At 45.3% G+C, this 23,918-nt stretch carries 25 protein-coding genes; 23 read left to right on the top strand and 2 right to left on the bottom strand.

The window, feature by feature from the left end:
* The first annotated feature begins 2 nt into the window (after window positions 1-2).
* The 18 genes from BMW45_RS08435 to BMW45_RS08520 all read left to right on the top strand — a co-directional run bounded on the left by BMW45_RS08435 (window position 3) and on the right by BMW45_RS08520 (window position 17,047).
* Window positions 3-608, top strand: coding sequence for a BMC domain-containing protein (locus BMW45_RS08435; RefSeq protein WP_092242209.1), 606 nt, complete (start codon window positions 3-5; stop codon window positions 606-608).
* A 26-nt stretch (window positions 609-634) separates the two neighbouring features.
* On the top strand, window positions 635-2,182 hold the full coding sequence (locus tag BMW45_RS08440; protein WP_092242211.1) for an acetaldehyde dehydrogenase (acetylating): 1,548 nt from the start codon (window positions 635-637) through the stop codon (window positions 2,180-2,182).
* Window positions 2,183-2,206: 24 nt separating this feature from the next.
* On the top strand, window positions 2,207-2,842 hold the full coding sequence (locus BMW45_RS08445; RefSeq protein WP_092242214.1) for a phosphate propanoyltransferase: 636 nt from the start codon (window positions 2,207-2,209) through the stop codon (window positions 2,840-2,842).
* A gap of 42 nt (window positions 2,843-2,884) precedes the next feature.
* Window positions 2,885-3,169, top strand: coding sequence for an ethanolamine utilization microcompartment protein EutM (gene eutM / locus BMW45_RS08450; RefSeq protein ID WP_025230271.1), 285 nt, complete (start codon window positions 2,885-2,887; stop codon window positions 3,167-3,169).
* 199 nt (window positions 3,170-3,368) lie between these two features.
* Window positions 3,369-3,704 carry an AtpZ/AtpI family protein gene (locus BMW45_RS08455; RefSeq protein WP_025230270.1) on the top strand — a complete coding sequence of 112 codons (336 nt, stop codon included), beginning with the start codon at window positions 3,369-3,371 and terminating at the stop codon, window positions 3,702-3,704.
* A gap of 15 nt (window positions 3,705-3,719) precedes the next feature.
* Window positions 3,720-4,121, top strand: coding sequence for an ATP synthase subunit I (locus tag BMW45_RS08460; protein WP_025230269.1), 402 nt, complete (start codon window positions 3,720-3,722; stop codon window positions 4,119-4,121).
* 48 nt (window positions 4,122-4,169) lie between these two features.
* A complete protein-coding gene (atpB, locus tag BMW45_RS08465; RefSeq protein ID WP_092242216.1) occupies window positions 4,170-4,871 on the top strand; it encodes a F0F1 ATP synthase subunit A in 702 nt (233 codons plus the stop codon).
* A gap of 35 nt (window positions 4,872-4,906) precedes the next feature.
* Window positions 4,907-5,164 carry an ATP synthase F0 subunit C gene (atpE, locus tag BMW45_RS08470; protein ID WP_013274565.1) on the top strand — a complete coding sequence of 86 codons (258 nt, stop codon included), beginning with the start codon at window positions 4,907-4,909 and terminating at the stop codon, window positions 5,162-5,164.
* Between the two features lie 73 nt (window positions 5,165-5,237).
* Window positions 5,238-5,753 (top strand): F0F1 ATP synthase subunit B, encoded by a 516-nt coding sequence (atpF, locus tag BMW45_RS08475; protein WP_092242218.1) that lies wholly within the window; start codon window positions 5,238-5,240, stop codon window positions 5,751-5,753.
* A complete protein-coding gene (gene atpH / locus BMW45_RS08480; RefSeq protein ID WP_092242220.1) occupies window positions 5,741-6,289 on the top strand; it encodes an ATP synthase F1 subunit delta in 549 nt (182 codons plus the stop codon). The genes atpF and atpH overlap by 13 nt, the downstream gene beginning before the upstream one ends.
* 122 nt (window positions 6,290-6,411) lie before the next feature.
* The gene (gene atpA / locus BMW45_RS08485) at window positions 6,412-7,914 is read left to right on the top strand and encodes a F0F1 ATP synthase subunit alpha (protein WP_092242223.1); all 1,503 of its coding nucleotides are present in this window, start codon (window positions 6,412-6,414) and stop codon (window positions 7,912-7,914) included.
* A gap of 16 nt (window positions 7,915-7,930) precedes the next feature.
* On the top strand, window positions 7,931-8,785 hold the full coding sequence (gene atpG, locus BMW45_RS08490; protein WP_092242226.1) for an ATP synthase F1 subunit gamma: 855 nt from the start codon (window positions 7,931-7,933) through the stop codon (window positions 8,783-8,785).
* Window positions 8,786-8,842: 57 nt separating this feature from the next.
* Window positions 8,843-10,237 carry a F0F1 ATP synthase subunit beta gene (gene atpD, locus BMW45_RS08495; RefSeq protein ID WP_092242229.1) on the top strand — a complete coding sequence of 465 codons (1,395 nt, stop codon included), beginning with the start codon at window positions 8,843-8,845 and terminating at the stop codon, window positions 10,235-10,237.
* An 11-nt stretch (window positions 10,238-10,248) separates the two neighbouring features.
* Window positions 10,249-10,647 (top strand): ATP synthase F1 subunit epsilon, encoded by a 399-nt coding sequence (gene atpC / locus BMW45_RS08500; RefSeq protein WP_025230261.1) that lies wholly within the window; start codon window positions 10,249-10,251, stop codon window positions 10,645-10,647.
* A gap of 181 nt (window positions 10,648-10,828) precedes the next feature.
* Window positions 10,829-11,758, top strand: a complete 930-nt coding sequence (locus BMW45_RS08505) for a sugar phosphate nucleotidyltransferase (RefSeq protein WP_092242236.1) — start codon at window positions 10,829-10,831, stop codon at window positions 11,756-11,758.
* A gap of 120 nt (window positions 11,759-11,878) precedes the next feature.
* The gene (locus BMW45_RS27425; RefSeq protein ID WP_143057019.1) at window positions 11,879-12,595 is read left to right on the top strand and encodes a hypothetical protein; all 717 of its coding nucleotides are present in this window, start codon (window positions 11,879-11,881) and stop codon (window positions 12,593-12,595) included.
* A gap of 574 nt (window positions 12,596-13,169) precedes the next feature.
* A complete protein-coding gene (locus BMW45_RS08515) occupies window positions 13,170-15,647 on the top strand; it encodes a hypothetical protein (protein WP_092242238.1) in 2,478 nt (825 codons plus the stop codon).
* A gap of 107 nt (window positions 15,648-15,754) precedes the next feature.
* The gene (locus tag BMW45_RS08520) at window positions 15,755-17,047 is read left to right on the top strand and encodes a UDP-N-acetylglucosamine 1-carboxyvinyltransferase (RefSeq protein ID WP_092242240.1); all 1,293 of its coding nucleotides are present in this window, start codon (window positions 15,755-15,757) and stop codon (window positions 17,045-17,047) included.
* A gap of 43 nt (window positions 17,048-17,090) precedes the next feature.
* Here the strand turns inward: BMW45_RS08520 and BMW45_RS08525 are convergent, their stop codons facing one another.
* On the bottom strand, window positions 17,091-17,999 hold the full coding sequence (locus BMW45_RS08525; RefSeq protein ID WP_025230255.1) for an AraC family transcriptional regulator: 909 nt from the start codon (window positions 17,997-17,999) through the stop codon (window positions 17,091-17,093).
* Between the two features lie 167 nt (window positions 18,000-18,166).
* Here BMW45_RS08525 and BMW45_RS08530 point away from each other — a divergent pair, with 167 nt between their 5' ends.
* The 5 genes from BMW45_RS08530 (at window position 18,167) to BMW45_RS08550 (ending at window position 22,811) form a co-directional block, all read left to right on the top strand.
* Window positions 18,167-19,096, top strand: coding sequence for a nucleotidyltransferase family protein (locus BMW45_RS08530; RefSeq protein WP_092242242.1), 930 nt, complete (start codon window positions 18,167-18,169; stop codon window positions 19,094-19,096).
* Complete coding sequence (locus BMW45_RS08535; RefSeq protein ID WP_092242244.1) at window positions 19,096-20,208, top strand: phosphotransferase enzyme family protein; 1,113 nt, start codon at window positions 19,096-19,098, stop codon at window positions 20,206-20,208. The genes BMW45_RS08530 and BMW45_RS08535 overlap by 1 nt, the downstream gene beginning before the upstream one ends.
* A 50-nt stretch (window positions 20,209-20,258) precedes the next feature.
* A complete protein-coding gene (gene galE, locus BMW45_RS08540) occupies window positions 20,259-21,275 on the top strand; it encodes a UDP-glucose 4-epimerase GalE (RefSeq protein WP_092242246.1) in 1,017 nt (338 codons plus the stop codon).
* A 164-nt stretch (window positions 21,276-21,439) separates the two neighbouring features.
* Complete coding sequence (locus BMW45_RS08545) at window positions 21,440-21,799, top strand: acylphosphatase (protein ID WP_092242249.1); 360 nt, start codon at window positions 21,440-21,442, stop codon at window positions 21,797-21,799.
* 193 nt (window positions 21,800-21,992) lie between these two features.
* A complete protein-coding gene (locus BMW45_RS08550) occupies window positions 21,993-22,811 on the top strand; it encodes a hypothetical protein (protein ID WP_092242252.1) in 819 nt (272 codons plus the stop codon).
* A gap of 65 nt (window positions 22,812-22,876) precedes the next feature.
* Here the strand turns inward: BMW45_RS08550 and metF are convergent, their stop codons facing one another.
* On the bottom strand, window positions 22,877-23,740 hold the full coding sequence (metF, locus tag BMW45_RS08555) for a methylenetetrahydrofolate reductase [NAD(P)H] (RefSeq protein ID WP_092242254.1): 864 nt from the start codon (window positions 23,738-23,740) through the stop codon (window positions 22,877-22,879).
* Between the last annotated feature and the right edge of the window lie 178 nt (window positions 23,741-23,918).

Consider the following 23,918-nt stretch of genomic DNA (forward strand, 5'->3'; position numbering starts at 1 on the left):
CAATGCAGGCACTTGGCTTTATAGAAACAAAAGGCGTGCTGGTGGCTATTGAGGCGGCAGATGCCATGTTAAAGGCGGCAGACGTGTCTCTTCTGGAAAAGACCAAAGTCGGCGGAGGTCTCGTCGCTGTTACGGTGACCGGCGATGTGGCGGCAGTAAAGGCAGCGGTGGACGCCGGAGCAGCAGCGGTAGAACGCATAAACGATGCTGCTTTAGTAACACGCCATGTTATCGCCAGGCCTCATGATGAGCTGACGGCTGTAATCGGCGGAGGTACTCCTGACGAACCGGAAAAAGAACCAGTTCCGGAAACCGCAGAAGAACCAGCAGCTGAGGTACCTGAAGAGATACCGGCAGAAGAACCAGTCGAAGAATCTTCCAATGAACCGGAAACGGTGGATACCATAAAGCGGGAAACCGTGGACTTGTGGATGAAGCAGGACGGTCTGGAAGAGACCATGAAGATACTTGAAGATATGAAGGTAACAGAGCTTAGGACACTTGCCAGAGAATATCCGGAATTCAGTATAGCTGGACGAGAGATTTCAAAAGCAAATAAAACCCTGCTGCTGGAAGAATTCGGGAAGTATTATGGACAGAATGATTAATATTTTTAGAAAGGGAGAACGGGAACATGGAAAATTTTGATTTTGATTTACGTTCCATCCAGGAAGCAAGGGATTTAGCCAGATGCGGTGAAGCAGCCGCAAAAAAAATTGCCGGATTTACGGCAGAACAAATTGACACCATTCTTAAGAGTATGGCAAAGGCAGGAGAGGAACACGCTCTTTGCCTGGCAGAGATGGCTGTAGAAGAGACAGGCTTTGGAAAGGTCATGGACAAGGCATATAAGAACCATGCTGCTTCCACTCTTTTATATGAAGAAATAAAAGATATGAAGACAAGAGGAATCCTTGCAGAGGATACCGTGAATAAGACCATTGATGTGGCAGAACCGGTAGGACTTGTAATGGGTATCGTTCCATCTACAAATCCAACCTCAACTGTATTTTTTAAATCCATGATCGCCATTAAATCCGGAAACGCAATCGTATTTTCTCCCCATCCTTCTGCTGCAAAATGCACTCTGAAGGCTGCGGAGGTTATGAGGGACGCTGCAATTGCAGCAGGAGCACCGGAGGGAATCATCGGCTGTGTATCCATGCCTTCCATGGGGTCTACCAATGAACTGATGAAGTGTAAGGAAGTCTCCGTTATCATTGCAACCGGCGGCCCGGGTATGGTAAAAGCTGCATACAGCGCAGGAAAGCCAGCCATCGGCGTAGGTGCAGGAAACTCACCGGCTTACATAGAAAAGACGGCAGATGTGAAGCAGGCAGTAAAGACAATCCTTGCCAGCAAGACGTTTGACTATGGTACCATCTGTGCTTCCGAGCAGTCCATTATTTGTGAGGAGAGCAATCACGCAGAAGTTGTAGCAGAGTTAAAAAGCCAGGGCGGTTACTTTATGACAAAGGAAGAAACCGACAAAGTCTGTGCCCTGTTATTTAAAAACGGCCATAACATGAATGCCAAATTTGTTGGCCGTTCTCCTCAGGTGATTGCCCAGGCAGCCGGAATCCAGATTCCGGAAGGGGCCAAGGTCCTCATCGGAAAACAGGAAGGTGTCGGAGAGGGATATCCATTATCCTACGAAAAGCTGACAACTGTACTTGGTTTCTACACAGTAAAGAACTGGGAAGAGGCCTGCGGCTTAAGCATCCGCCTTTTACAGAACGGAATCGGACATACCATGAGCATTCATACCCAGGACAGGGATATGGTTCTTAAGTTCGCTGCAAAGCCTGCTTCCAGAATCCTTGTAAATACAGGCGGAAGCCAGGGTGGAACCGGAATCAGTACAGGCCTTCCGATTTCCTTTACATTAGGATGCGGAACCTGCGGAGGAAGCTCTGTTTCCGAAAACGTGAGCCCGAAACATCTCCTTAATGTGAAAAAGGTTGCTTTTGGTATTAAAGATTGCTCCACTATCGCAGCAGATGATCCAACCTTTACCTGGAAAGACAAAACCCAGGATGCTTCCTTTAGCCCTGCTGATTTCGTAGCTTCTTTTGATAAAAAAGAAGATGTGGCCTCTTCTGCCTGCCAGGGAGGAAACGATGACAATGAGAAGCTGGCAGCTCTTGTAAAAGAGATTGTACTTGCCATGAAAGGCCAGTAAAAACAGCAAGGAAGGAGAACAGGAATGGATAAGTATGAAGCGGTAATCAAACTCTTAATGGAAGCCGTGAAAGCGGAATCCGGAACAGATGAGTTTCGAATACCAGTTGGCGTTTCCAACCGCCATGTACATTTGTCCCAGGAAGACTTGGATGCTCTTTTCGGTAAGGGATACGAACTGACCAAGATGAAGGAGTTATCCCAGCCGGGTCAGTATGCATGCAAGGAAACGGTTACCGTATGCGGCCCTAAGGGAGCCATTGAGAAGGTCCGTATATTAGGTCCGGTCAGAAAACAGACTCAGGTCGAGGTTCTGGCAGCAGACTGTTTTAAGCTTGGAAAGAAATCTGAGCCTAAAATGTCCGGTGAATTAACCGGAACGCCAGGGATCACCCTGGTGGGACCAAAGGGTTCCGTTCAAACAAAAGAGGGCTTAATCATCGCCCAGAGACACATTCATATGACTCCTCAGGATGCCTTGAAGTTCGGCGTTCATGACGGTCAGACAGTTAGTATTCAGACAGAGGGGATCCGCGGCGGTATTTTTCATCATACGGCAATCCGCGTAACCGAAACATCAAGCCTGGAATGCCATCTTGATACGGAAGAAGCAAATGCCATGGGACTTGGCAGCTCTTCTGGCGTAACCATTGTAAAATAAGTGAACCATTAAAAATTAATTATAAATCAGGAGGATTTAAAAATGAAATATGATGCATTAGGAATGATTGAAACAAAAGGTTTAATTGGATCCGTTGAAGCAGCAGATGCTATGGTCAAAGCAGCAAACGTTACCCTGATCGGTAAAGAATTTGTAGGCGGCGGTCTTGTTACTGTTATGGTAAGAGGCGATGTAGGTGCTGTTAAGGCAGCTACCGATGCAGGTGCAGCAGCAGCTCAGCGTGTTGGTGAGCTTGTATCTGTACATGTAATCCCACGTCCACATGCAGAAGTTGAAACAATTCTTCCAGGTACAAAAGAAGCATAATTAATAAATTTGATAAGGTCTGTTTTTTACGGGTTCTTCCTGCAAAAAACAGGCCTTTTTTCAACATTTTTTTTAAAAATGTACAAAAATAGAAAGTTTATTGGAGTGTCAAGTTAAATTTCCGTATATAATAGACAAAATATGTTTTTTTAGGTATAATACCAATTATATGTGCAGGATGCAGAAAGCAGGTGTAATTATGCGACATAAAAAGAGCGTAATGAGAAGTTTCATGATGGTGACCCAACTGGGGATCAGTGTCATGGTACCTGTATTTGTATGTATTCTTGCCGGTTACTATATTGACCGGTATGCTGGGACAAAGCTGATATTATTATTTATGGTTCTGGGGTTTCTGGCTGGGGGATTCAATGCCTATAAGCTGGCAAAGGCTACACTGGCCATGAATGAAAGGGAGGAGTGGGTTGAGGATCAGAAGGAGCGCGTGGAGCGGCAAGCAGAGGCTGGACCCAAGGTGCATAAACCGAAGCAGCCAAGCCGCGTGAAAGGACATGATGATGAGAAACTTTCGTAGACAGGAGGATTTGTAATGGGGAAGGAAACAAAGAATCTGATGCTTGAGGTTTCTGCCGGAATTGTTATTTTCACGGCAGTGGCTATGCTAGGTGCATTATTTATGTATCCAAGTCGTGCTGTTTTTGCAGGACTGATTTTGGGAATGGTGTTAGCTCTGGCCATGTTTTTATCCATGGCTATGGTGCTTGAACGTTCTATGAAGACGGAAGATCCAAAGGCTGTTCAGAAGCAGAGTATTATTAGTTCAGTCCTTCGCTATCTGCTGCTTATTGTCATACTGGTGGCAGTTATTGTCCGGTTTTCGAACTGGTTCAATCCGGTCGCAGTAGTAATCGGAGTCCTCGGACTCAAGGTTGGAGCATTTTCTCAGCCTATTATCCACAAGATCGTGGCCAACAGGACAAAGGGAGAGTAATCTCCTTTGCGGTCAAGTGGGATCTCTTAAGAAAGGAGGCTTAAGCGTATGGTCGTTGCGAGTGCCAATAATGTAGACTTTATGATCAAAGGCGTTACAAAGTTTCAGGCGTTTGGTCAGGAACTTTGGGTTACAACCACGGAAATAGGCCTTAGCATCGTGACAATCGTAATCCTGATTATCGCAGTGATTGCCAACCGAAATATGAAACGGGCAACAGAAGTACCCGGCACCTTCCAGAATATTGTGGAGTTTGTCGTAGAGGCGCTTGATAACATGGTAAACGGTACTATGGGTCATAACGCAAAAAAATTTGTTAATTATATTGGAACAATATTTATTTTCATATTGTTCTGCAATATTGGCGGCTTATTTGGTCTTAGGACGCCAACCGGAGATTTCGGTGTGACATTTATGCTTGGTTTGTTTACCTTCGGCATAGTGCAATACCAGGGTATTAAGAATCACGGGATCGGTCATTTTACAAGTTTATTTCAGCCGTTTCCGGTTTTGTTCCCGATTAACGTAATCGGTGAGATTACAAACCCATTATCCCAGGCGCTTCGTTTGTTCGGCAATATGATGTCAGGCGTAGTTATTATGGGATTGTGGTATGGGATGATGCCTATCTTTGTAAAGATCGGTATCCCATCGTTTTTACATGTATATTGTGATGTATTCTCAGGCTGTATCCAGACATATGTTTTCTGTATGCTGACTATGGTATATGTCAATGATAAGATGGATTAAATTTCAATAATATTAAATTCAGGAGGAATTTTTCTATGAACGGATTTTCAGGACAGGATTTTATCTTAGGCTGCTCAGCAATCGGTGCAGGTCTTGCGATGATCGCAGGTATTGGACCTGGTATTGGACAGGGTATCGCAGCAGGCCATGCTGCAGCTGCAGTAGGACGCAATCCGGGCGCAAAGTCTGATATAACATCTACCATGCTTTTAGGACAGGCCGTTGCCGAGACAACAGGTCTTTATGGTTTCGCTGTTGCTGCTATCCTCATGTTCTTAAAGCCATTCAGCTAAAGATCAGAATGGCGGGAGGCATAAGCCTGCCCTCAGAATGGGGAAAGAATAAAGAGCGAAAGGAGGCGAAACCTTGGATCGATTATTGGGATTTGACCCACAGCTGCTTTTCGATTCGTTTGTAACAGGCATCAATATATTCATCCTGTTTTTTGCGTTATCCTATATGCTGTTCAATCCGGTACGGGAAGTGCTGGAAAAAAGAAGACAGAGGATTGCGGGAGAATTAAAGAACGCTGCCGACGATAAGGAAGCAGCGCGGGCAATGAAGGAAGAATATGAAGCCAGACTTCTTGAAGTTAAGAAAGAGGCAGAAGGAATCTTAGAGGATGCCAGAAAAAGAGCGAAACAGCGTGAGGCAGAGATTATTACAGAAGCCAGGGAAGAAGCGGACCGCATTGTTACGCGGGGCAGCCGTGAGGTGGAACTGGAGAGAAAGAAAGCACTTGATGATATGAAGGATCAGATCATATCCATCGCTTCTGTTATGGCCGGCAAGGTCGTAGCTGCTTCCATTGACACTACGGTGCAGGATGCCCTGATTGACGAGACTTTGAAAGAGATGGGTGAAAGCACATGGCAAAGCTAGTATCAAAGGTATACGGCGATGCATTGTTTGAGGAAGCTCTTAATAAGCAGGAAGTGGACGCTTTGTTTGAGGAAGTGAAGAGCCTGCAGGTGATCTGGCACGAGAATCAGTCATTGGCGGAGCTTCTTAATAATCCGAAGATTGTAAAGGAAGATAAAATCGGCATTATTAAGAATATTTTCGGCGGACGCGTATCGGATGACCTGATGGGTTTTCTGGCAGTCATTGTCGACAAAGGCAGGCAGAAGGAGATTCCGGCAATCTGTGAATACTTCATTAACGCTGTCAAGGAATATAAGAAGATCGGCGTGGCCCATGTGGCCAGCGCTGTTGAATTAAATGAAGGGCAGAAGGCCCGGCTGGTAGAAAAGCTGTTAAATACAACTCAGTACGTAGATTATGAGATGGATTATCAGGTTGACCCGTCAATCATTGGCGGTATGGTAATCAGGATCGGAGACCGGGTGGTGGATTCCAGCATTAAAACGCAGATTTACGAACTGCGCCGCAGCCTGTTAAAGCTGCAATTGACCTGATTTCCACTTTACTGCTCATGTTTTTTACATGAAGGTAAGCCTGAGTTTAGGAAATCAGTTGTCCGGAGAGCCGTTAGGTGAAACGGACACATTATAAACTTAGAAAGAAGGTGCAAACCTTAATGAATTTAAGACCAGAAGAGATCAGTTCTGTCATCAAGGAACAGATTCAAAGATATTCTACGAAACTGGATGTCTCTGATGTTGGTACAGTCATTCAGGTAGCGGATGGTATTGCCCGTATCCATGGCCTTGAGAATGCCATGCAGGGAGAGCTGCTTGAGTTCCCGGGAGAAATCTACGGCATGGTGCTTAACCTGGAAGAGGATAACGTTGGTGCGGTTTTACTTGGTACCGGCGCTATCAGCGAGGGTGATACAGTTAAGACTACCGGACGAGTGGTGGAAGTACCTGTTGGTGATGCATTGACTGGACGTGTTGTTAATGCTTTAGGACAGCCCATCGATGGAAAAGGACCGATCCTGACAGACAAGTTCCGCAAGATTGAGCGTGTGGCTCATGGAGTTATTGACAGAAAATCAGTAGATACTCCCCTTCAGACCGGTATTAAGGCGATTGATGCCATGATTCCTATTGGAAGAGGACAGCGTGAGCTGATCATTGGTGACCGCCAGACCGGAAAGACGGCGATTGCCCTTGATACGATTATTAACCAGAAGGGCCAGGGAGTTAACTGTATATATGTTGCTATTGGACAGAAGGCATCTACGGTAGCCAACATTGTTAAGACACTGGAAGAGTACGGTGCCATGGATTATACCACCATCGTCGTGTCAACGGCATCTGATTTAGCGCCTCTTCAGTATATTGCTCCATATTCCGGATGCGCCATAGGAGAGGAATGGATGGAAAACGGGGAGGATGTATTAGTTGTTTACGATGATTTAAGTAAACATGCAGCCGCTTACCGTACCTTATCCCTGCTGCTTAAGAGACCGCCGGGCCGTGAAGCTTACCCGGGTGATGTTTTCTATCTGCATTCCAGACTGCTGGAGAGAGCCTCAAGGCTTTCAGAAGAGCTGGGAGGAGGTTCTTTAACAGCCCTTCCGATCATTGAAACACAGGCAGGCGACGTATCCGCGTATATTCCGACGAATGTTATTTCTATTACAGACGGGCAGATTTACCTGGAGACAGAGATGTTTAACGCAGGTTTCCGTCCAGCCATCAACGCAGGCCTTTCCGTATCCCGTGTAGGCGGCTCTGCCCAGATCAAGGCTATGAAGAAGATCGCAGCTCCTATCCGCGTGGAACTGGCGCAGTACCGCGAGCTTGCAAGCTTCGCACAGTTTGGTTCCGAGCTTGATAAGGAGACAGCAGAACAGCTTGCCCAGGGCGAGAGGATTAAAGAGGTATTAAAGCAGGGCCAGTATCAGCCGATTCCGGTTGAATACCAGATCATCATAATCTTTGCAGCGACAAAGAAGCTGCTTTTGGATATCCCTACCGGGAAAATCCTTGATTTTGAAAAGGCTTTGACCAGTTTTATTGACACCAAATATTCTGAAATTCCCGCAAGCATCCGCGAGACAAAGCAGATCACGCCTGAGACAGAGGAATTGCTTGTAAAGGCAATTAACGAATGCAAAGCAGGTGTTTTTTAAAGGCAGGTGAACAATCATGGCATCCATTAGGGATATCAAACGAAGAAGAGACAGTATTTCCAGTACCGAACAGATTACGAAAGCCATGAAGCTCATATCTACCGTTAAGCTGCAGAAGTCCAAGGCTAAGGCAGAGGAATCCAAACCCTATTACGAAATGATGTATGATACCATAGGCTCCATGCTGCGCAAATCCGGCAGCATAGACCATAAGTATTTAAAGGCAGGAGATTCTAAGAGAAAGGCAGTCATTGTCATCACTTCAAACCGTGGACTGGCAGGAGGCTATAACAGTAACATTGCCAAGATGGTTCATGGAGATGAGAGGCTTACGCCGGAACTTACGGATGTTTATGCCATTGGGAGGAAAGGGAAGGAAGCACTGGTAAGAAAGGGATATACGATCGCCGAGGATTATTCTGAGGTGATCAATGAACCGATCTACCGCGATGCGGCCGATATTACCATGGAGCTTCTGGATGCATTTGGACAGAACCGGATAGGTGAAATTTATCTGGCTTATACATCTTTTAAGAATACTATGACCCAAGTACCGACTCTTAAAAAGCTTCTCCCGGTTGAAATGGAAAAGGGAAGCGAAAAAACGGATCTGACTTTAATGAACTATGAGCCGGATGAGGATCAGGTATTGGATTCCATTATTCCTAAGTATATGAGCAGCATGATCTATGGCGCTTTGCTGGAAGCCGTTGCAAGTGAAAACGGAGCCAGAATGGCGGCCATGGACTCTGCGACCAATAATGCGGAAGAGATGATAGAAGAACTTGGACTGGCATATAACCGGGCAAGACAGGGGTCTATTACCCAGGAGCTTACCGAGATCATAGCCGGAGCCAATGCGATTTCATAAGGTAATCGAACTTCATTTTAGCAGGAACGAGAGAAATATATAAGAAGGAGAAACAAGATGGCAGGACAAAATATTGGTAAGATCACTCAGATCATCGGTGCCGTACTGGATATCAAGTTCAGCCAGGGCAAGCTGCCCGATATCAATGAAGCCATTGATATCACTGCAAAGGATGGCAGCAGACTGGTTGTAGAAGTATCCCAGCATCTTGGCGATGATACGGTAAGATGTATCGCCATGGGATCCACCGATGGACTGGTACGTGGTATGGACGCGGCGGCTACCGGCGCTCCGATTACCGTACCGGTTGGAGAGGAGACATTGGGACGTATATTTAACGTTCTGGGTGATCCGATCGATAATAAACCGGCACCGGAAGTAAAAGAGCATTTTCCGATTCACAGATCGGCTCCCACCTTTGAGGAGCAGTCCACGGAAACTGAGGTTCTTGAAACCGGTATCAAGGTCGTTGACCTTCTCTGCCCTTACCAAAGGGGGGGTAAGATCGGCCTTTTCGGTGGTGCCGGAGTAGGTAAAACCGTATTAATTCAGGAGCTGATCCGTAACATAGCCACAGAACACGGCGGATATTCCGTATTCACCGGCGTTGGCGAGCGCACCCGTGAAGGAAATGACCTTTATCACGAGATGCAGGAATCAGGCGTTATTAATAAAACAACCATGGTGTTCGGACAGATGAATGAGCCGCCGGGCGCACGTATGAGGGTAGGCCTTACCGGCCTTACCATGGCTGAGTATTTCCGTGACCAGGGCGGAAAAGATGTACTGTTATTCATTGACAACATTTTCCGTTTCACCCAGGCAGGTTCCGAGGTTTCCGCTCTGCTTGGACGTATGCCTTCCGCAGTAGGCTATCAGCCGACGCTGCAGACCGAGATGGGCGCTCTTCAGGAGAGGATCACTTCCACGAAGAATGGTTCCATTACATCGGTTCAGGCAGTTTACGTTCCCGCCGATGACTTAACGGACCCGGCTCCGGCCAACACATTTGCTCATCTGGATGCAACCACGGTTCTTGACCGTTCCATCGTGGAGCTGGGTATTTATCCGGCGGTTGATCCCCTTGGTTCCACATCCAGAATTCTTGATCCCCGTATCGTAGGTGAGGAACACTACCGTGTTGCCCGCGGGGTTCAGGAAGTGCTTCAGAAGTATAAAGAGCTTCAGGATATCATTGCCATGCTGGGTATGGATGAGCTTTCTGAAGAAGATAAGATCACGGTGGCCCGTGCAAGAAAGATCCAGAGATTCTTGTCTCAGCCTTTCTTCGTTGCAGGACAGTTCACCGGACTGGAAGGCCGTTATGTGCCGCTTTCTGATACCATTCAGGGCTTTAAGGAGATTTTGGAAGGTAAGCATGATGACATTCCGGAGAGCTATTTCTTAAATGCAGGCAGCATTGAGGACGTTCTTGCCCGTGTGAAAAAATAGGGGGTGGGAATATGGCTGATTTATTCAAACTGCAGATCATTACTCCGGAACGGAAGTTTTACGAGGGAGAGGCTTCCATGGTGGAGCTTACTACCACGGAAGGGGATATCGGCGTATACCGGAATCATATCCCCATGACTGCCATTGCTGCCCCGGGAGTCTTAAAGATTCACGAGGAGGGCGGAGTGAAGAATGCGGCCCTGATGTCTGGTTTTATTGAGATTTTACCGGAGAAGATCGTCATTATGGCGGAAGTTGTGGAATGGCCGGAAGAAATCGATACAAGCCGTGCAGAGGAGGCTAAGATTCGTGCAGAGCGCCGCTTAAAAGAACAGAGCGGAAAAATTGATAATGCAAGAGCGGAAGCTGCTCTGAGAAGAGCTCTTATAAGGCTTTCACTTACAAAGTAACGAAAAGGGATTTGAACCTATTAAAACAGGTTCAAATCCTTTTTTATTGACCTGCTGGGAAGCGTTATGGTATCATTATTGCAGTTAAAATGCAGGAATTTGGGATAATCCGGCATTTATGGATTAAACCTTTTTTTTGTGGTATACTATTAGGCAGATTATACAAACAGGGGGATAAATTATGAAGAAAACATCATTAGTGATTATGGCGGCGGGCATTGGAAGCCGGTTTGGCGGAGGAATCAAACAGCTGGAACCGGTAGGACCAAGCGGTGAGATTATCATGGACTATTCCATATACGATGCACTGAATGCCGGATTTGACAAAGTTGTGTTCATCATAAGAAAGGATCTGGAACAGGATTTTAAGGAGATCATAGGAAAGAGGATCGAAAAGATTGCTCATGTGGAGTATGCTTATCAGGAACTTGATGACCTTCCAAAAGGTTATACAAAGCCAGCCGAAAGAACAAAGCCATGGGGAACCGGCCAGGCACTTTTATGTGCCAAAACGGTGATTCATGAACCTTTTGTCGTCATCAATGCGGACGATTATTATGGAAAAGAAGGTTTTATAAAGATTCATGAATACCTGGTGAATGAGATGGATCCAATGTCAAAGCCTTTTGATATCTGCATGGGAGGATTTGTTCTTGGCAATACCTTAAGCGAAAATGGAGGAGTAACCCGTGGAGTATGCCAGGTGGATGAAAGAGGAATCTTAAAAGGGGTTACAGAGACGTACGAGATCAGGCAATGCGATGACTGGGCGGAAGGCCGCAGTGAGGAAGGAACCCCGGTGAGGATCCCTTTGAACCAGAATGTTTCCATGAATATGTGGGGGCTTTCCCCTGCGTTTCTTGAGGAACTGGAGGGAGGATTCCCCGGATTTTTGGCCGGTTTAAAAGAAGGGGATGTGAAAACGGAATATCTGCTTCCTAAGATCATCGATAAGCTTGTCGGGGCCCAGAAAGCGCAGGTAACGGTGCTTGAAACAAGAGACCGGTGGTTTGGCGTGACCTATAAAGAGGACAAGCCCGCTGTGGCGGCGGCTATCCGAAACCTGGTTTCCGAAGGTGTATATCCGGAGCGCCTGTTCGATGTGAGGTAATAATAATAAACGGTTTTCTGATCGGTTGTCTATCAGAAAACCGTATTTTCATTTAAGGGGATTTTGCACTTTCCCTTTTTGCTTTGCATATTATAGTGTTGTATAAGCAGAAAGCAGGGAGTGATAACAGCCGTGCCGATTAACCCGGATTATACTTATGGAAACAGATTTCAGGAACTGGAGCCATATATGCTTTATGGCGATAGGAGTGCCGCAGAGCGTTCCTTTGAAAGAAAAGATTCCATTGTACAGGATTTGGAATATTTACAAGGAATGTACCCAGGACATATGAAACGTTTGCAGGAATACGTAGTTTCAGCGTGTGATCATCTGGATTATAAAAACAGTCCCATGTATGACGAATATCCGGATCGTTTGATGATCAACCAGGTCTGCGATTCCATCTGTGACCAAATACGCAGGGATGGTATCCTAATTGATGAACTGGCAGCAGAACCAGTAGACACAGAACAGTCGGCTGCAGAGCAGGAAAGTGCAGAACAAATGGAGTGGGGAGCAGACGAGATGGATGAATCGGATCTGTTGTCTCAGGACCGTGATTCGTCATGGGATCAACCGTGGGGGCCAAGAGGTCCGAGAGGTCCAAGAGGTCCAAGAGGTCCAAGAGGACCGTGGGGGCCAAGAGGGCCATGGGGACCCTGCGGACCATGGGGGCCATGTGGTGGACCGAGAGGACCGTGGGGACCATGGGGGCCATGGGGACCGAGAGGACCTTGGGCCCAGAGTCTCGATGATGGTTGGTTAGATGGCGTTGTTAATGTACTTCTGCTTAATGAAATGCACCGCAGGAGATGCCGCAGCGGACTTTGCACATAGGGAGAAGAGAAGCAGCAGCTAAATCAATGTCAGTAAGTTAAGCTAAAAATCAACGTCATAATAATTTACAAAACAGTTGAAAGATTATAACTAGTTCTTTCAACTGTTTTTTTGCATCTGAATAAGACAGATCAAAAATCTGCTTTATTCATACCGGATCCCCCTAATATTTAACCAAGAAGCATTGGTTTATCTTTTTCTGCAATAATTCTTGCTAGAATAATTGTAAAATATCCCAAATTGTTTATTAAGATTTTTTTAATATTACCACCTAATCCTTATACTCATTTTCATATACAGTAGTCGTAGCACTACCAATAATTCGCACTAACATTATACCACGACAACATTTTAACGAAATATAGTCGTAATTATCGCGTTTTTTTTCTTCCTAAACGTAATTTTTTTTTCATTAGCCACAATTCCCAAGATTATACATTACCTCATATCTATGATTTGCAGCACCGGATGCCCGGCGTTTAACGAATGTTTAAGAAATTTTTCATTGTAGTTTTGGATATTATTGTATACAATAAAGAAGACAAGGTTGAAGAAAAAACAGAGGAAATTCAGGATGAATCGATTAGTTAAAAAAATAGGAATCTTATCTGCGGTTTTTATTGCGGCAATCGCAGTTTATTTTATGTGGAATCAGAAAGATACAGAAAAAAGTGATGTTATGGTGTATACCTCCATGGAGGAGGCGGCTTTGCCTGTGGTATATTCCGATATGTACGGAAGAAAGATGAACCTTCTCCATGGGTACACCCAGGATATGAAGCAGGCAGTTTCCAGGGAAGCCCTTACCGTCCTTCCTGCAGACAGGTCTATGAACATACAGATCTCGGATTATAAAGGCAGCATCCAGGGGATTGAGTATGAAGTCCGAAGTATGGATCTGGGACGTCTGGTGGAACGGACAGAGGTAAATACATGGAACGAGGGAGAGGGAGGTGTCACGGCCACGCTTCCGATTCAGAACCTTTTGACAAAGGATAAGGAATACCTTCTCATCCTGACGCTGGATACCTCCGGGAATGGGAAGCTGCTTTATTATACCCGCATTATATGGACGGACAGCACCAATGCAAAGGATATGATCGATTTTGCAGTTGATTTTACGACCCGGACCTTTGATTATGATCAGGCCCGGCAGCTTACCACTTATCTGGAAACCAGCGAGGGAGAGGATAACAGCTCCCTTGGCCATGTGACCATTCGCTCCAGCTTTTCCCAGCTCACATGGGGAGGGCTTTCCGTGAAACCGGAAGGAGACATAAGGGTTACTCTGAAAGACTTAGATGGAGTCATGTGCAGCGTGAAACTGGACTATGAGGTGACCAGGAACGGAGAAGATGATATTCAGGAGTTTTATGAGGTGGAAGACAGTTTTACCATGAAATGGGACAGCAGGCGTATCTACCTTATGGATTTTGAACGCAATACCAATCAGGTGTTTTCCGGCCAGAAAGGATTGTTCTCCGGTAAACGGATTATGCTTGGGATTACAAACCCGGATGAAATACGAACGGCTAAAAGCCCGTCAGGGGATTGCCTGGCCTATGTGGTAAACCGTGATCTCTGGGCCTTTGACCAGAACCGTGAGCATGCGGTAAAGGTGTTCTCCTTCCGAAGCGGCGAAGACGATGGGCTTCGCAGCGGCTACAACCAGCATGATATTAAGATATTGTCGGTCAAAGATAACGGGGATGTGGATTTTCTGGTTTATGGGTATATGAACCGTGGGATTCACGAGGGAAGCTTAGGTGTCGCCATGTATCAGTACAGCAGTCAGGACAACGCCACCACGGAGCGTTTCTTCACTCCCGTGACCCTGTCCTTTGAGGTACTTAAGGAAGACATCGACCAGCTGGCTCATGTGGGAACCAATGGGATGCTTTATCTGATGTCGGACCGGGCGGTTTACGGTATTGATTTAAACAGCAATGAATATATGGTCCTGGCGGACTCCCTGGTTGAGGGCGGATATGCGGTCAACAGCAGGTCGAGCCGTTTTGCTTGGCAGGAGAGCAGTGAACTTTATGGAGCCGGAGTGGTTCATCTCATGGATCTGGATACCGGAGTGAAAAGAGAGATAACCGGCGGCGAGGATAATATTTACAGGCCCCTTGGATTTGTAGGGGATGATTTCATTTATGGAATTGCCCGAAAAGGCGATGTGTGGGTGCAAAACGGAAGGACAAAGGATGCTCCCATGTACCGGATCGAGATCATGGACCAAAGCGGAAAGATCGTTAAGGAATATGAACATGAGAATGTTTATATTGCAGATGTGTCCGTGGATAACAGCAGGATCCATCTTACTCAGGTATCAAAATCCGGTGATCAGTCTTATGTGGCTTTTAAACAGGATACCATTGTCTGTAATCAGGAACTTGCAGACGGAGAGATGGAAGGCATTGGCTGGTATGCCTCGGAGGACAGGAGAAAGCTGTATTTTGTCCAGCTGGATAAAGACGCGGTGAGCCGGGAAATAAAAATTGCGGTTCCCAAAAAGGTAGCCTATGAAACCACGGAAGTGGTGGAGCTAAAGGGGAATTCCAGAAACCAGGAAAACCTGTTTTATGCCTATGGGGGAGGCCATTATCTCGGAGGCAGCCGAAGCTTTACGGATGCCCTTGCCCTTGCCTATGACAAGATGGGAGTTGTGACCGATAAGAATCAGGAAATCATATGGAGCCGGGTGAACCGTCCGCCGGTCCGCAATATGAAGGAGCCTCTAAAAACAGGAGCAGCCTTTCTGCGGAACCTGGAAGGGTTTAGTGATAACAGCTTCTATGGGGATGGAGTCCTTATGTTAGATGCCAGGGGCTGTACGTTAAGCCAGGTATTGTATTTCATCGGCCATGGATGTCCGGTGGCAGCCTATACTATTCAGGGCGGCTATGTGCTCCTTTCCGGCTATGATTCCTATAATGTTACGGTCTATAATCCAGGAACCGGAGAGAGCCAGAAGATGGGCTTAAATGATGCCTCTGCATACTTTTCCGGCCAGGGGAATGACTTTGTCTGCGGAGTATTTACGGAATAGAAAACGCGTTCTCTTTACAAATTCATAAGATATGTTATAATCATAAAAGGCTAATGGAAAAAATTTAAGAAATTTGTAATAGATAACATGATAATCAGAGGTGTGAAATGGAGCAGTATATTATGAAGGGCGGAAATCCCCTGGTCGGTGAAGTGACCATTGGCGGAGCAAAGAATGCCGCTTTAGGAATTCTGGCAGCAGCGATCATGACAGATGAGGATGTTCTGATCGATAATTTACCTGATGTCAGAGATATAAATGTGTTGCTGGAGGCTATAGAGGAGATCGGTGCCAAGGTAGAGCGGATTGACAGACATACGGTCTGCATCAATGGAAAGACCATCCGGGAAGTTTCGGTAGATGATGATTATATCCGTAAGATCAGGGCTTCCTATTATTTTATAGGAGCCATGCTTGGCAAATACAAAAGCGCCCAGGTTCCCCTTCCGGGAGGCTGTAACATCGGAAGCAGGCCCATTGACCAGCACTTAAAAGGATTTCGCGCTCTTGGAGCTGATGTGAGGATTGAACGGGGGGCCGTAATTGCCCATGCCATTGATTTGGTGGCAAGCCATATCTATCTGGATGTGGTAAGCGTTGGGGCTACCATCAACGTCATGATGGCTGCTACCCTTGCAGAGGGACAAACGATACTGGAAAACGTGGCAAAAGAGCCTCATGTAGTTGATGTGGCAAACTTTTTAAACAGTATGGGTGCTAACATCAAAGGCGCCGGCACGGATACCATCCGTATCCGTGGGGTGAGAAAGCTCCATGGAACCGAATACTCCATCATTCCGGACCAAATTGAAGCAGGTACCTTTATGTGTGCTGCTGCCATCACCCGTGGAGATGTTATGGTAAGAAATGTCATCCCTAAGCATTTAGAGGCCATTTCTGCAAAGCTTTTGGAGATGGGATGTGAGGTTGTAGAGTTTGATGATGCGGTCCGTGTAGTAGGGAAGTCCTATCAGAAACATACCGATATCAAGACACTTCCATATCCGGGATTTCCAACGGATATGCAGCCTCAGATGACAGTGACCCTGGCCCTTGCAAAAGGCACCAGCGTAGTTACAGAGAGTATTTTTGAAAACCGTTTCCGCTATGTAGATGAGCTTTCCCGTATGGGAGCAAATGTCAAAGTAGAAGGAAATGTAGCCGTTATTGACGGTGCAGATGGCTTTACCGGGGCGTTTGTCAACGCTCCTGATCTCCGTGCAGGTGCAGCGCTGGTGATTGCCGGATTAGCTGCGGATGGATATACGGTTGTGGATGAGATCGGATATATCCAGAGGGGCTATGAATGCTTTGAAGAAAAGCTACAGGGCCTTGGCGCCATGATTGAAAAGGTAGATTCTGAACATGAAGTAAAGAAATTTAAATTAAAAGTAGGCTAGGCGGGGATATTTCCCGCCTTTTCCTATCGTTTGAGCCCCGGGGCTATTGCTTTTCCATACCTTTTTCCGAAAGTGACCGTATGGAGGTGGCATATTCCGACGGCGTCATCCCGGTCAGCTTTTTGAACTGCCTGGAAAAATAGTGGACAGAGGTATAACCCAAACGGTCTGCAATTTCAGTAAAGTTCAATTGGTTGCTGCGGATCAACTGCTTGGCTGCGTCGATTTTCATGCCGGTAAAGAAATCGATGACCCCGCAGCCATATGCTTTATGGAAAATTTTCTGCAGCTGCGACCGTCCGGTTAGATTATCCCGGCAGATGGTTTCGATGGTAAGGTGTTCCCCGATATGCTCCTCCATATATCGGATGATGCGGTTATGTGCATCTCCGTGCATGGGACTTGCAGTGACCCGTCCCGTGGAAATCTGCTCCGGATTTGAAAAGTATCTGCGGTAAAGATGGATGATCAGCTCTTCTAAATAATTTCCGATCAGCTGCTCTGCTCCAAAGGACAGGGAAGGCTGCCTTCGCACCAGTTCCTCCTGGTAGGGATTGTCAAGCCTTCCTGAAAAGGCATTCCTTGCCTCAATGATGATTTGCGCCAGCAGAGCCATCTCCGTCTCCTGTACGGACAGGACTTCTCCCTCAAAGGATTTCATGAAGGGAGAGTTGCATTCAAAGCTTACCACCACCAGATTGGGTGCAACAGTTCCGTTGGTCAGGATGTTGTGAAACTCCCCGGGCTTGTGGAAGATGATGTTTCCCCGCTTTAAAGGAATCCGCTTATCTCCGGCCATTACATCGATGACTCCCTTGTCAACGCACACGAACTCCCAGAAGTCATGGCTTTCCCCTGGAAAGGAGAAATCGCTCATGTATTCAAAATAGTGAATGGTTATAACCTTTTTAACAATCGCTGAGGAACGCAGCTGGGTGCTTTTATATACCATGGAAACCTCCTTCCGTCCAGATGTGAATGTGTTATAGACAGTATACCACATTCCATGGTAAAATGGTGAGAAGAGAACGATAATGCAAATTAAATAATAAATAGTGCAAATATCTTTTGGCCTGCATTCATTATACTGAGGTTAATAGAATTTAGGAGGTAACATCGATGAACAAGAAACCGGTTCTGGTAATTATGGCAGCAGGTATGGGAAGCCGCTACGGTGGCTTAAAGCAGATTGATCCTGTAGATGCCCATGGAAACAAGATCATTGATTTTTCTATCTATGATGCAGTTTGGGCTGGATTTGAAAAGGTTGTCTTTATCATTAAGAAAGACATTGAACAGGAATTTAAAGAAAACATCGGGAACCGCATGGCGGCTCATGTGCAGGTAGAATACGTATATCAGGAGCTTGATAAGCTTCCGGAAGGTTATGAGATACCGGAGGGAAGAGTAAAGCCCTGGGGAACAGGACATGCAATTTTATGCTGCAAGGACGTGGTAGACGGACCTTTTGCAGTTATTAATGCAGATGATTACTACGGAAGAAGTGCCTTTGTTTCCATTTATAACCAGCTTAATAAGGTTTCTGACGGGGAGAAATACCAGTACACCATGGTAGGCTACCAGCTTTACAACACCCTGACGGAAAACGGTCATGTGGCAAGAGGTGTGTGCAGCACCGATGAAGCAGGAATGCTCGTTGACATTCATGAGCGGACCAGGATCGAAAAGCATGGCGACATGGCGGAATTTACAGAAGATGACGGGAAAACCTGGACTGAACTTGGAGAGGACACCATCGTGTCCATGAACATGTGGGGATTTACAAGCAGCATATTAAAGGAGCTTGAGGAACGGTTTGCCGCATTTTTAGACAGAGAGCTTCCTGTAAATCCGTTGAAGTGTGAATACTTCCTTCCCTTTGTGGTTGATGAGCTGTTAAAGGAAGACAAGGCAGAGGTTTCAGTACTTAAGAGCGTGGACCGCTGGTACGGAGTCACTTACAAAGAAGACAAAGAGACGGTGGTAAGTGCCATCAAAGAACTGAAAGAAGCTGGCCTGTATCCGGAAAAGCTATGGGAGGAAAAGTAATGGGAGACGCACAGTGCGGAAAAATCAGAGAGGCCATCGGGCTTCTGACCTTTGAGGGAGAGCCGGTTTCATGGAACCGCTATGGTAGCGGTCATATTAATGATACATTTCGTCTGATCTGCAAGACAGAAGAAGGGGAAAAACACTACATCATCCAGAGAATCAACCATGAAGTCTTTAAGGATCCGGTTTCTCTTATGAGAAACATTGCAGGCGTCACTTCCTTTTTGCGGGAAAGGATTCAGGCTCAGGGCGGAGATCCGGCCAGGGAGACGCTTAATATTGTAAAAGCAAAAGATGGTAAGGATTACTGTCAGGACAGTGACGGAAATTATTGGAGAGGCTATCTTTTTATTGGAGGGGCCACCACCTATGATAAGGTAAGACAGCCGGAGGATTTCTACCGGAGCGGTAAGGCATTCGGGCGGTTTAAACGCCTGCTGGCAGAATACCCGGCAGATGAACTGGCGGAAACCATTCCTAATTTCCACAACACCCCGGTTCGTATGGAAGCCTTTAAGGCGGCTGTGAAAGCAGATATCTGCGGCCGTGCCCATCTGGTAGAGGCTGAAATAAAATTCGCCCTTGACCGGGAGAAAGAGGCATCCATTGCCATGGATATGTTAAAGGAAGGCAGGCTTCCTCTCTGTGTTACCCACAATGATACTAAGCTTAATAACATCATGATCGATGATGAAACAGGGGAAGCCCTGTGCGTGATTGACTTGGATACGATTATGCCAGGTCTGTCCATCTTTGATTTTGGCGATTCCATCCGTTTTGGGGCCAATACGGCAGAAGAGGATGAGCCTGATGTGAGCAAGGTATCCTTGTCCCTTCCTCTGTTTGAGACCTATACCAGGGGATATATAGAGGGTTGCAAGGGAAGTCTGACGACAGAGGAAAAGGAGATGCTTCCTATGGGAGCAAAGCTGATGACCTTTGAGTGCGGCGTCCGCTTCCTTACAGATTTCCTTCAGGGAGATACTTATTTCCATACAAGCAGAGAAAATCACAATCTGGACCGTACCAGAACCCAGTTTGCTCTTGTAGCCGACATGGAAAAGAAGTGGAATGAGATGGAAGAAATTGTCCGCAAGAGTGAAAAATAATTCACTTGAGTCATTCGTAAACAAAATATGAAAAAGAAAGAGGAGAGAATATGAGAATATTGGTAACCGGAGGCGCCGGATATATCGGCAGCCATACATGCATTGAGCTTTTGGAACAAGGTCATGAAGTTGTTGTAGTGGATAACCTTTGTAACTCCTCCAGGGTGTCCCTGGAGCGGGTAGAAGGCATTACCGGGAAAACGGTGACCTTCTATGAAGCAGACCTTTTGGACCGGGATGCATTAGATGCGATATTTGATAATGAGAAAATCGATGCTGTCATCCATTTTGCCGGATTAAAGGCTGTGGGAGAGTCCGTTGCCAAACCTTTGGAATATTACCACAATAACATCACCGGAACTCTGATTCTGTGTGATGTTATGAGGGAGCATAAGGTAAAGAACATCATATTCAGCTCCTCAGCAACCGTATACGGAGATCCGGCTTTTGTGCCGATCACGGAAGAATGCCCCAAAGGTGCCATTACCAATCCTTACGGGCAGACAAAAGGCATGCTGGAGCAGATCCTCACAGACCTTCATACCGCTGATCCGGAATGGAGTGTGATCATTCTCCGCTATTTCAATCCTGTTGGCGCTCATAAGAGCGGTTTAATCGGAGAAGATCCTGCGGGAATCCCCAATAACTTAACACCCTACATTACCCAGGTTGCAGTCGGCAAGCTGAAAGAAGTCGGAGTATTTGGAAATGACTATGACACACCTGATGGAACCGGAGTCAGGGATTATATCCATGTGGTAGATCTGGCCCTTGGGCATGTAAAAGCCCTTGAAAAGATGGCCTCCTCAGAGCCATTGGTACGTATCTATAATCTGGGAACCGGGCAGGGCTTTAGCGTGCTTCAGATGATCGAAGCGTTTTCTAAGGCATGCGGAAAAAATATCCCATATTCCATCAAGCCCCGCCGCCTAGGCGATATTGCAGAATGCTATGCAGATGCAGCTCTTGCTAAAAAGGAGCTTGACTGGGAAGCAAAACGCGGAATTGACGAGATGTGTGAGGACTCCTGGAGATGGCAGTCCGGGAATCCTAACGGATACAGGTAAAGGCTAAGGGGCCTTTGCCCTGCATGATGCACCGGCTGGTCTTAATGGTGGCCAGCCGGGAGCAGATTGCTCTATGATTTCTTTTCAACCCATCAAAGAGCTATTATTTCAGATTACCGTTGGACTTTAATACTGATAAAATATGAATTTATTTTGAGGTAAAGATGAAGATAAAAAAGATGTTGAAACAGGTCAGGAATAATTATGTCATTGAACAGGTGAGAAAAATTAATATTCCAGAATTTGAACCGGATAAGATCATGCGGTATCATATTATTTTTTCTGGAAGAGTACAGCGCGTTGGTTTTCGCCTGGAAATAGAGCAGCTGGCATTAAGATTAAAATTAACTGGATGGATAAAGAACCTTGAGAGCGGAAATGTAGAAATGGAAATTCAGGGAATGAAAAATAAAATAGACTACTTATTGGAGTTTATGAATTCGCTGAAACGTATTAAAATAAGCCAAATGCAAAAAGATATAAGAACTGTTTTAAACCAGGAAGATGAGTTTAAAATAATTTAATTACAAGTTTTTTACTATCGTGATAATTAAAACTGATAGTTTCCGTTGTCAAAGTATCTATCCTTAGGATTTTCATTCCATGGACGGGTACTTTTTTCTTTTGTTTGGCTGTCAATTACAAAAGGATTACATCAATTTTAGTAGTAAGAATTAAGAAAGGAACGTATGTCTGTATATTGCATACATAATGAGAATGCAAATTATTGAACAATTCATAGCGTCAAAGTATGGTGATGATGCTTTATGTGAGGATGGGTTATTTATCAATGATAAATTTATTGCTGTAATGGATGGAGTCACTGCCAAAGGGGATATTTTATGGAACAATAAGACCAGCGGATTTCATGCGAAGGAAACTCTGTTGAATGCTATGGAACAATTAAACGGAAGTGAAAGTGCGGTTCAGGTATTGGAATATTTAAATTCCCAGCTTCATAAGCAATACAATGGCAACGATGATTTTTTTCTTAAAAATACAGCGGAGAGAATACGGTCTACCATTGTGATTTACAGCCGCAGATATCAACAGATTTGGTGCTTTGGAGATTGCCAATTCAGCATTAACGGGCAAGTGTTTCAAGAAGAAATGGAAATCGATCTATTGCTGGCGGAAGTGAGATCAGTATATCTTCAATCAGAGCTTATCAGCGGAAAATCAGTAGAAGAACTATGTATTTCCGACCCATCTCATGAAATTATCTTTCCTGTCATAAAAAACCAGCTATACTTTTCCAACTGTGATAAAGGCGGCAAGTATGGATTTAATGTATTGGATGGTTTTTGTGATGATTTTTCAAAGATAATCATCCGTGACGTGGAAGAGGGGGATACGGTCATATTAGCATCTGACGGATACCCCAGATTAGAACCATCATTGTATGAAAGCGAGTTGTATTTAAAGGAACTTAAGGAACATGATCCGTTGTGCATTGAAAATTATAAAGCTGGGTCAGGTTTCACAAACGGAAAAACCGCCATTGATGACAGGACTTATATAAAATTTGTGATATAAAGATATAAGGCGGACAAGTAAGCAAAACAAAGACTTCACCACATACCGGTGAAGTCTTTGTTTTATTACTCCCGAATCAGCTGATGAACCGCTTCGTGTATTTTCTTTGCTATGTAAGGATTGTTCATTGTATAAAGATGAATGCCATTGACTCCGTGCACAACAAGATCAACAATTTGATCAATTGCATAAGCAATGCCTGCATCACGCATTGCATCCGGATTATTTTCGTACCGGTTCATCATCGCAATGAATTTCGAGGGCAGTTCCACATGGCAGAGTGATACCATGCGTTCGATCTGCTTCTTATTGATTACCGGCATAATGCCTGCTTCAATCGGGACATGGATCCCTGCGAGGGAACAGCGTTCCTGAAATCGATAAAGATAGTCATTATGGAAGAAAAGCTGTGTAATTAACTGATCCGCTCCAGAATCCACCTTTCTCTTCAAATTGTGAATGTCTTCAATGAGATTCTTTGATTCCGTATGCCCTTCAGGATAGCAAGCCGCTGTTATGTCAAAATCTCCATGCTCCTTAATAAATGAAATCATATCACTGGCATAGGAAAAGTCACCTCTGGGCTGATTGGGATCTAAAATATCTCCACGGAGCGCAAGGATATTTTCAATTCCATTTTGCTTAAAATTCTCCAGCTGATAAAGCAAATCTTCTTTCGAAAGACCGGCACAAGTTAAATGGGCCAAACTTTCAATATTGTATTGACTCTTAATCGTGGATGCAATTTCACAGGTTGTTTGATCGTTGCCATTGCCGCCTGCTCCATAGGTTACGCTGATAAAGTCGGGATTCAGTTCATGCAAAGCATTAAGTGTATTGTAAATTGTCTGGATAGAATCGGTTCTTTTGGGTGGAAAAACTTCAAAAGATAACGTCGCCTTATTTTTTAAGATATTAGATAGTTTCATTTCTTAACCGCCTTGCTGCCTGAACCATGTATTCAAGACTGGGTTTAGGGCCGGCCTTGTCTTCGCAGCAAAGTCCCTTCTATTTATTTTACAACAAATAATAACACGGGAATGGGGTTATTACGTAATACCAAATAAATATAGATACCTATAGATAAAAACTATGACTCACATTGCT

The organism is Lacrimispora sphenoides (assembly GCF_900105215.1).
GTDB lineage: Bacteria > Bacillota > Clostridia > Lachnospirales > Lachnospiraceae > Lacrimispora > Lacrimispora sphenoides_A.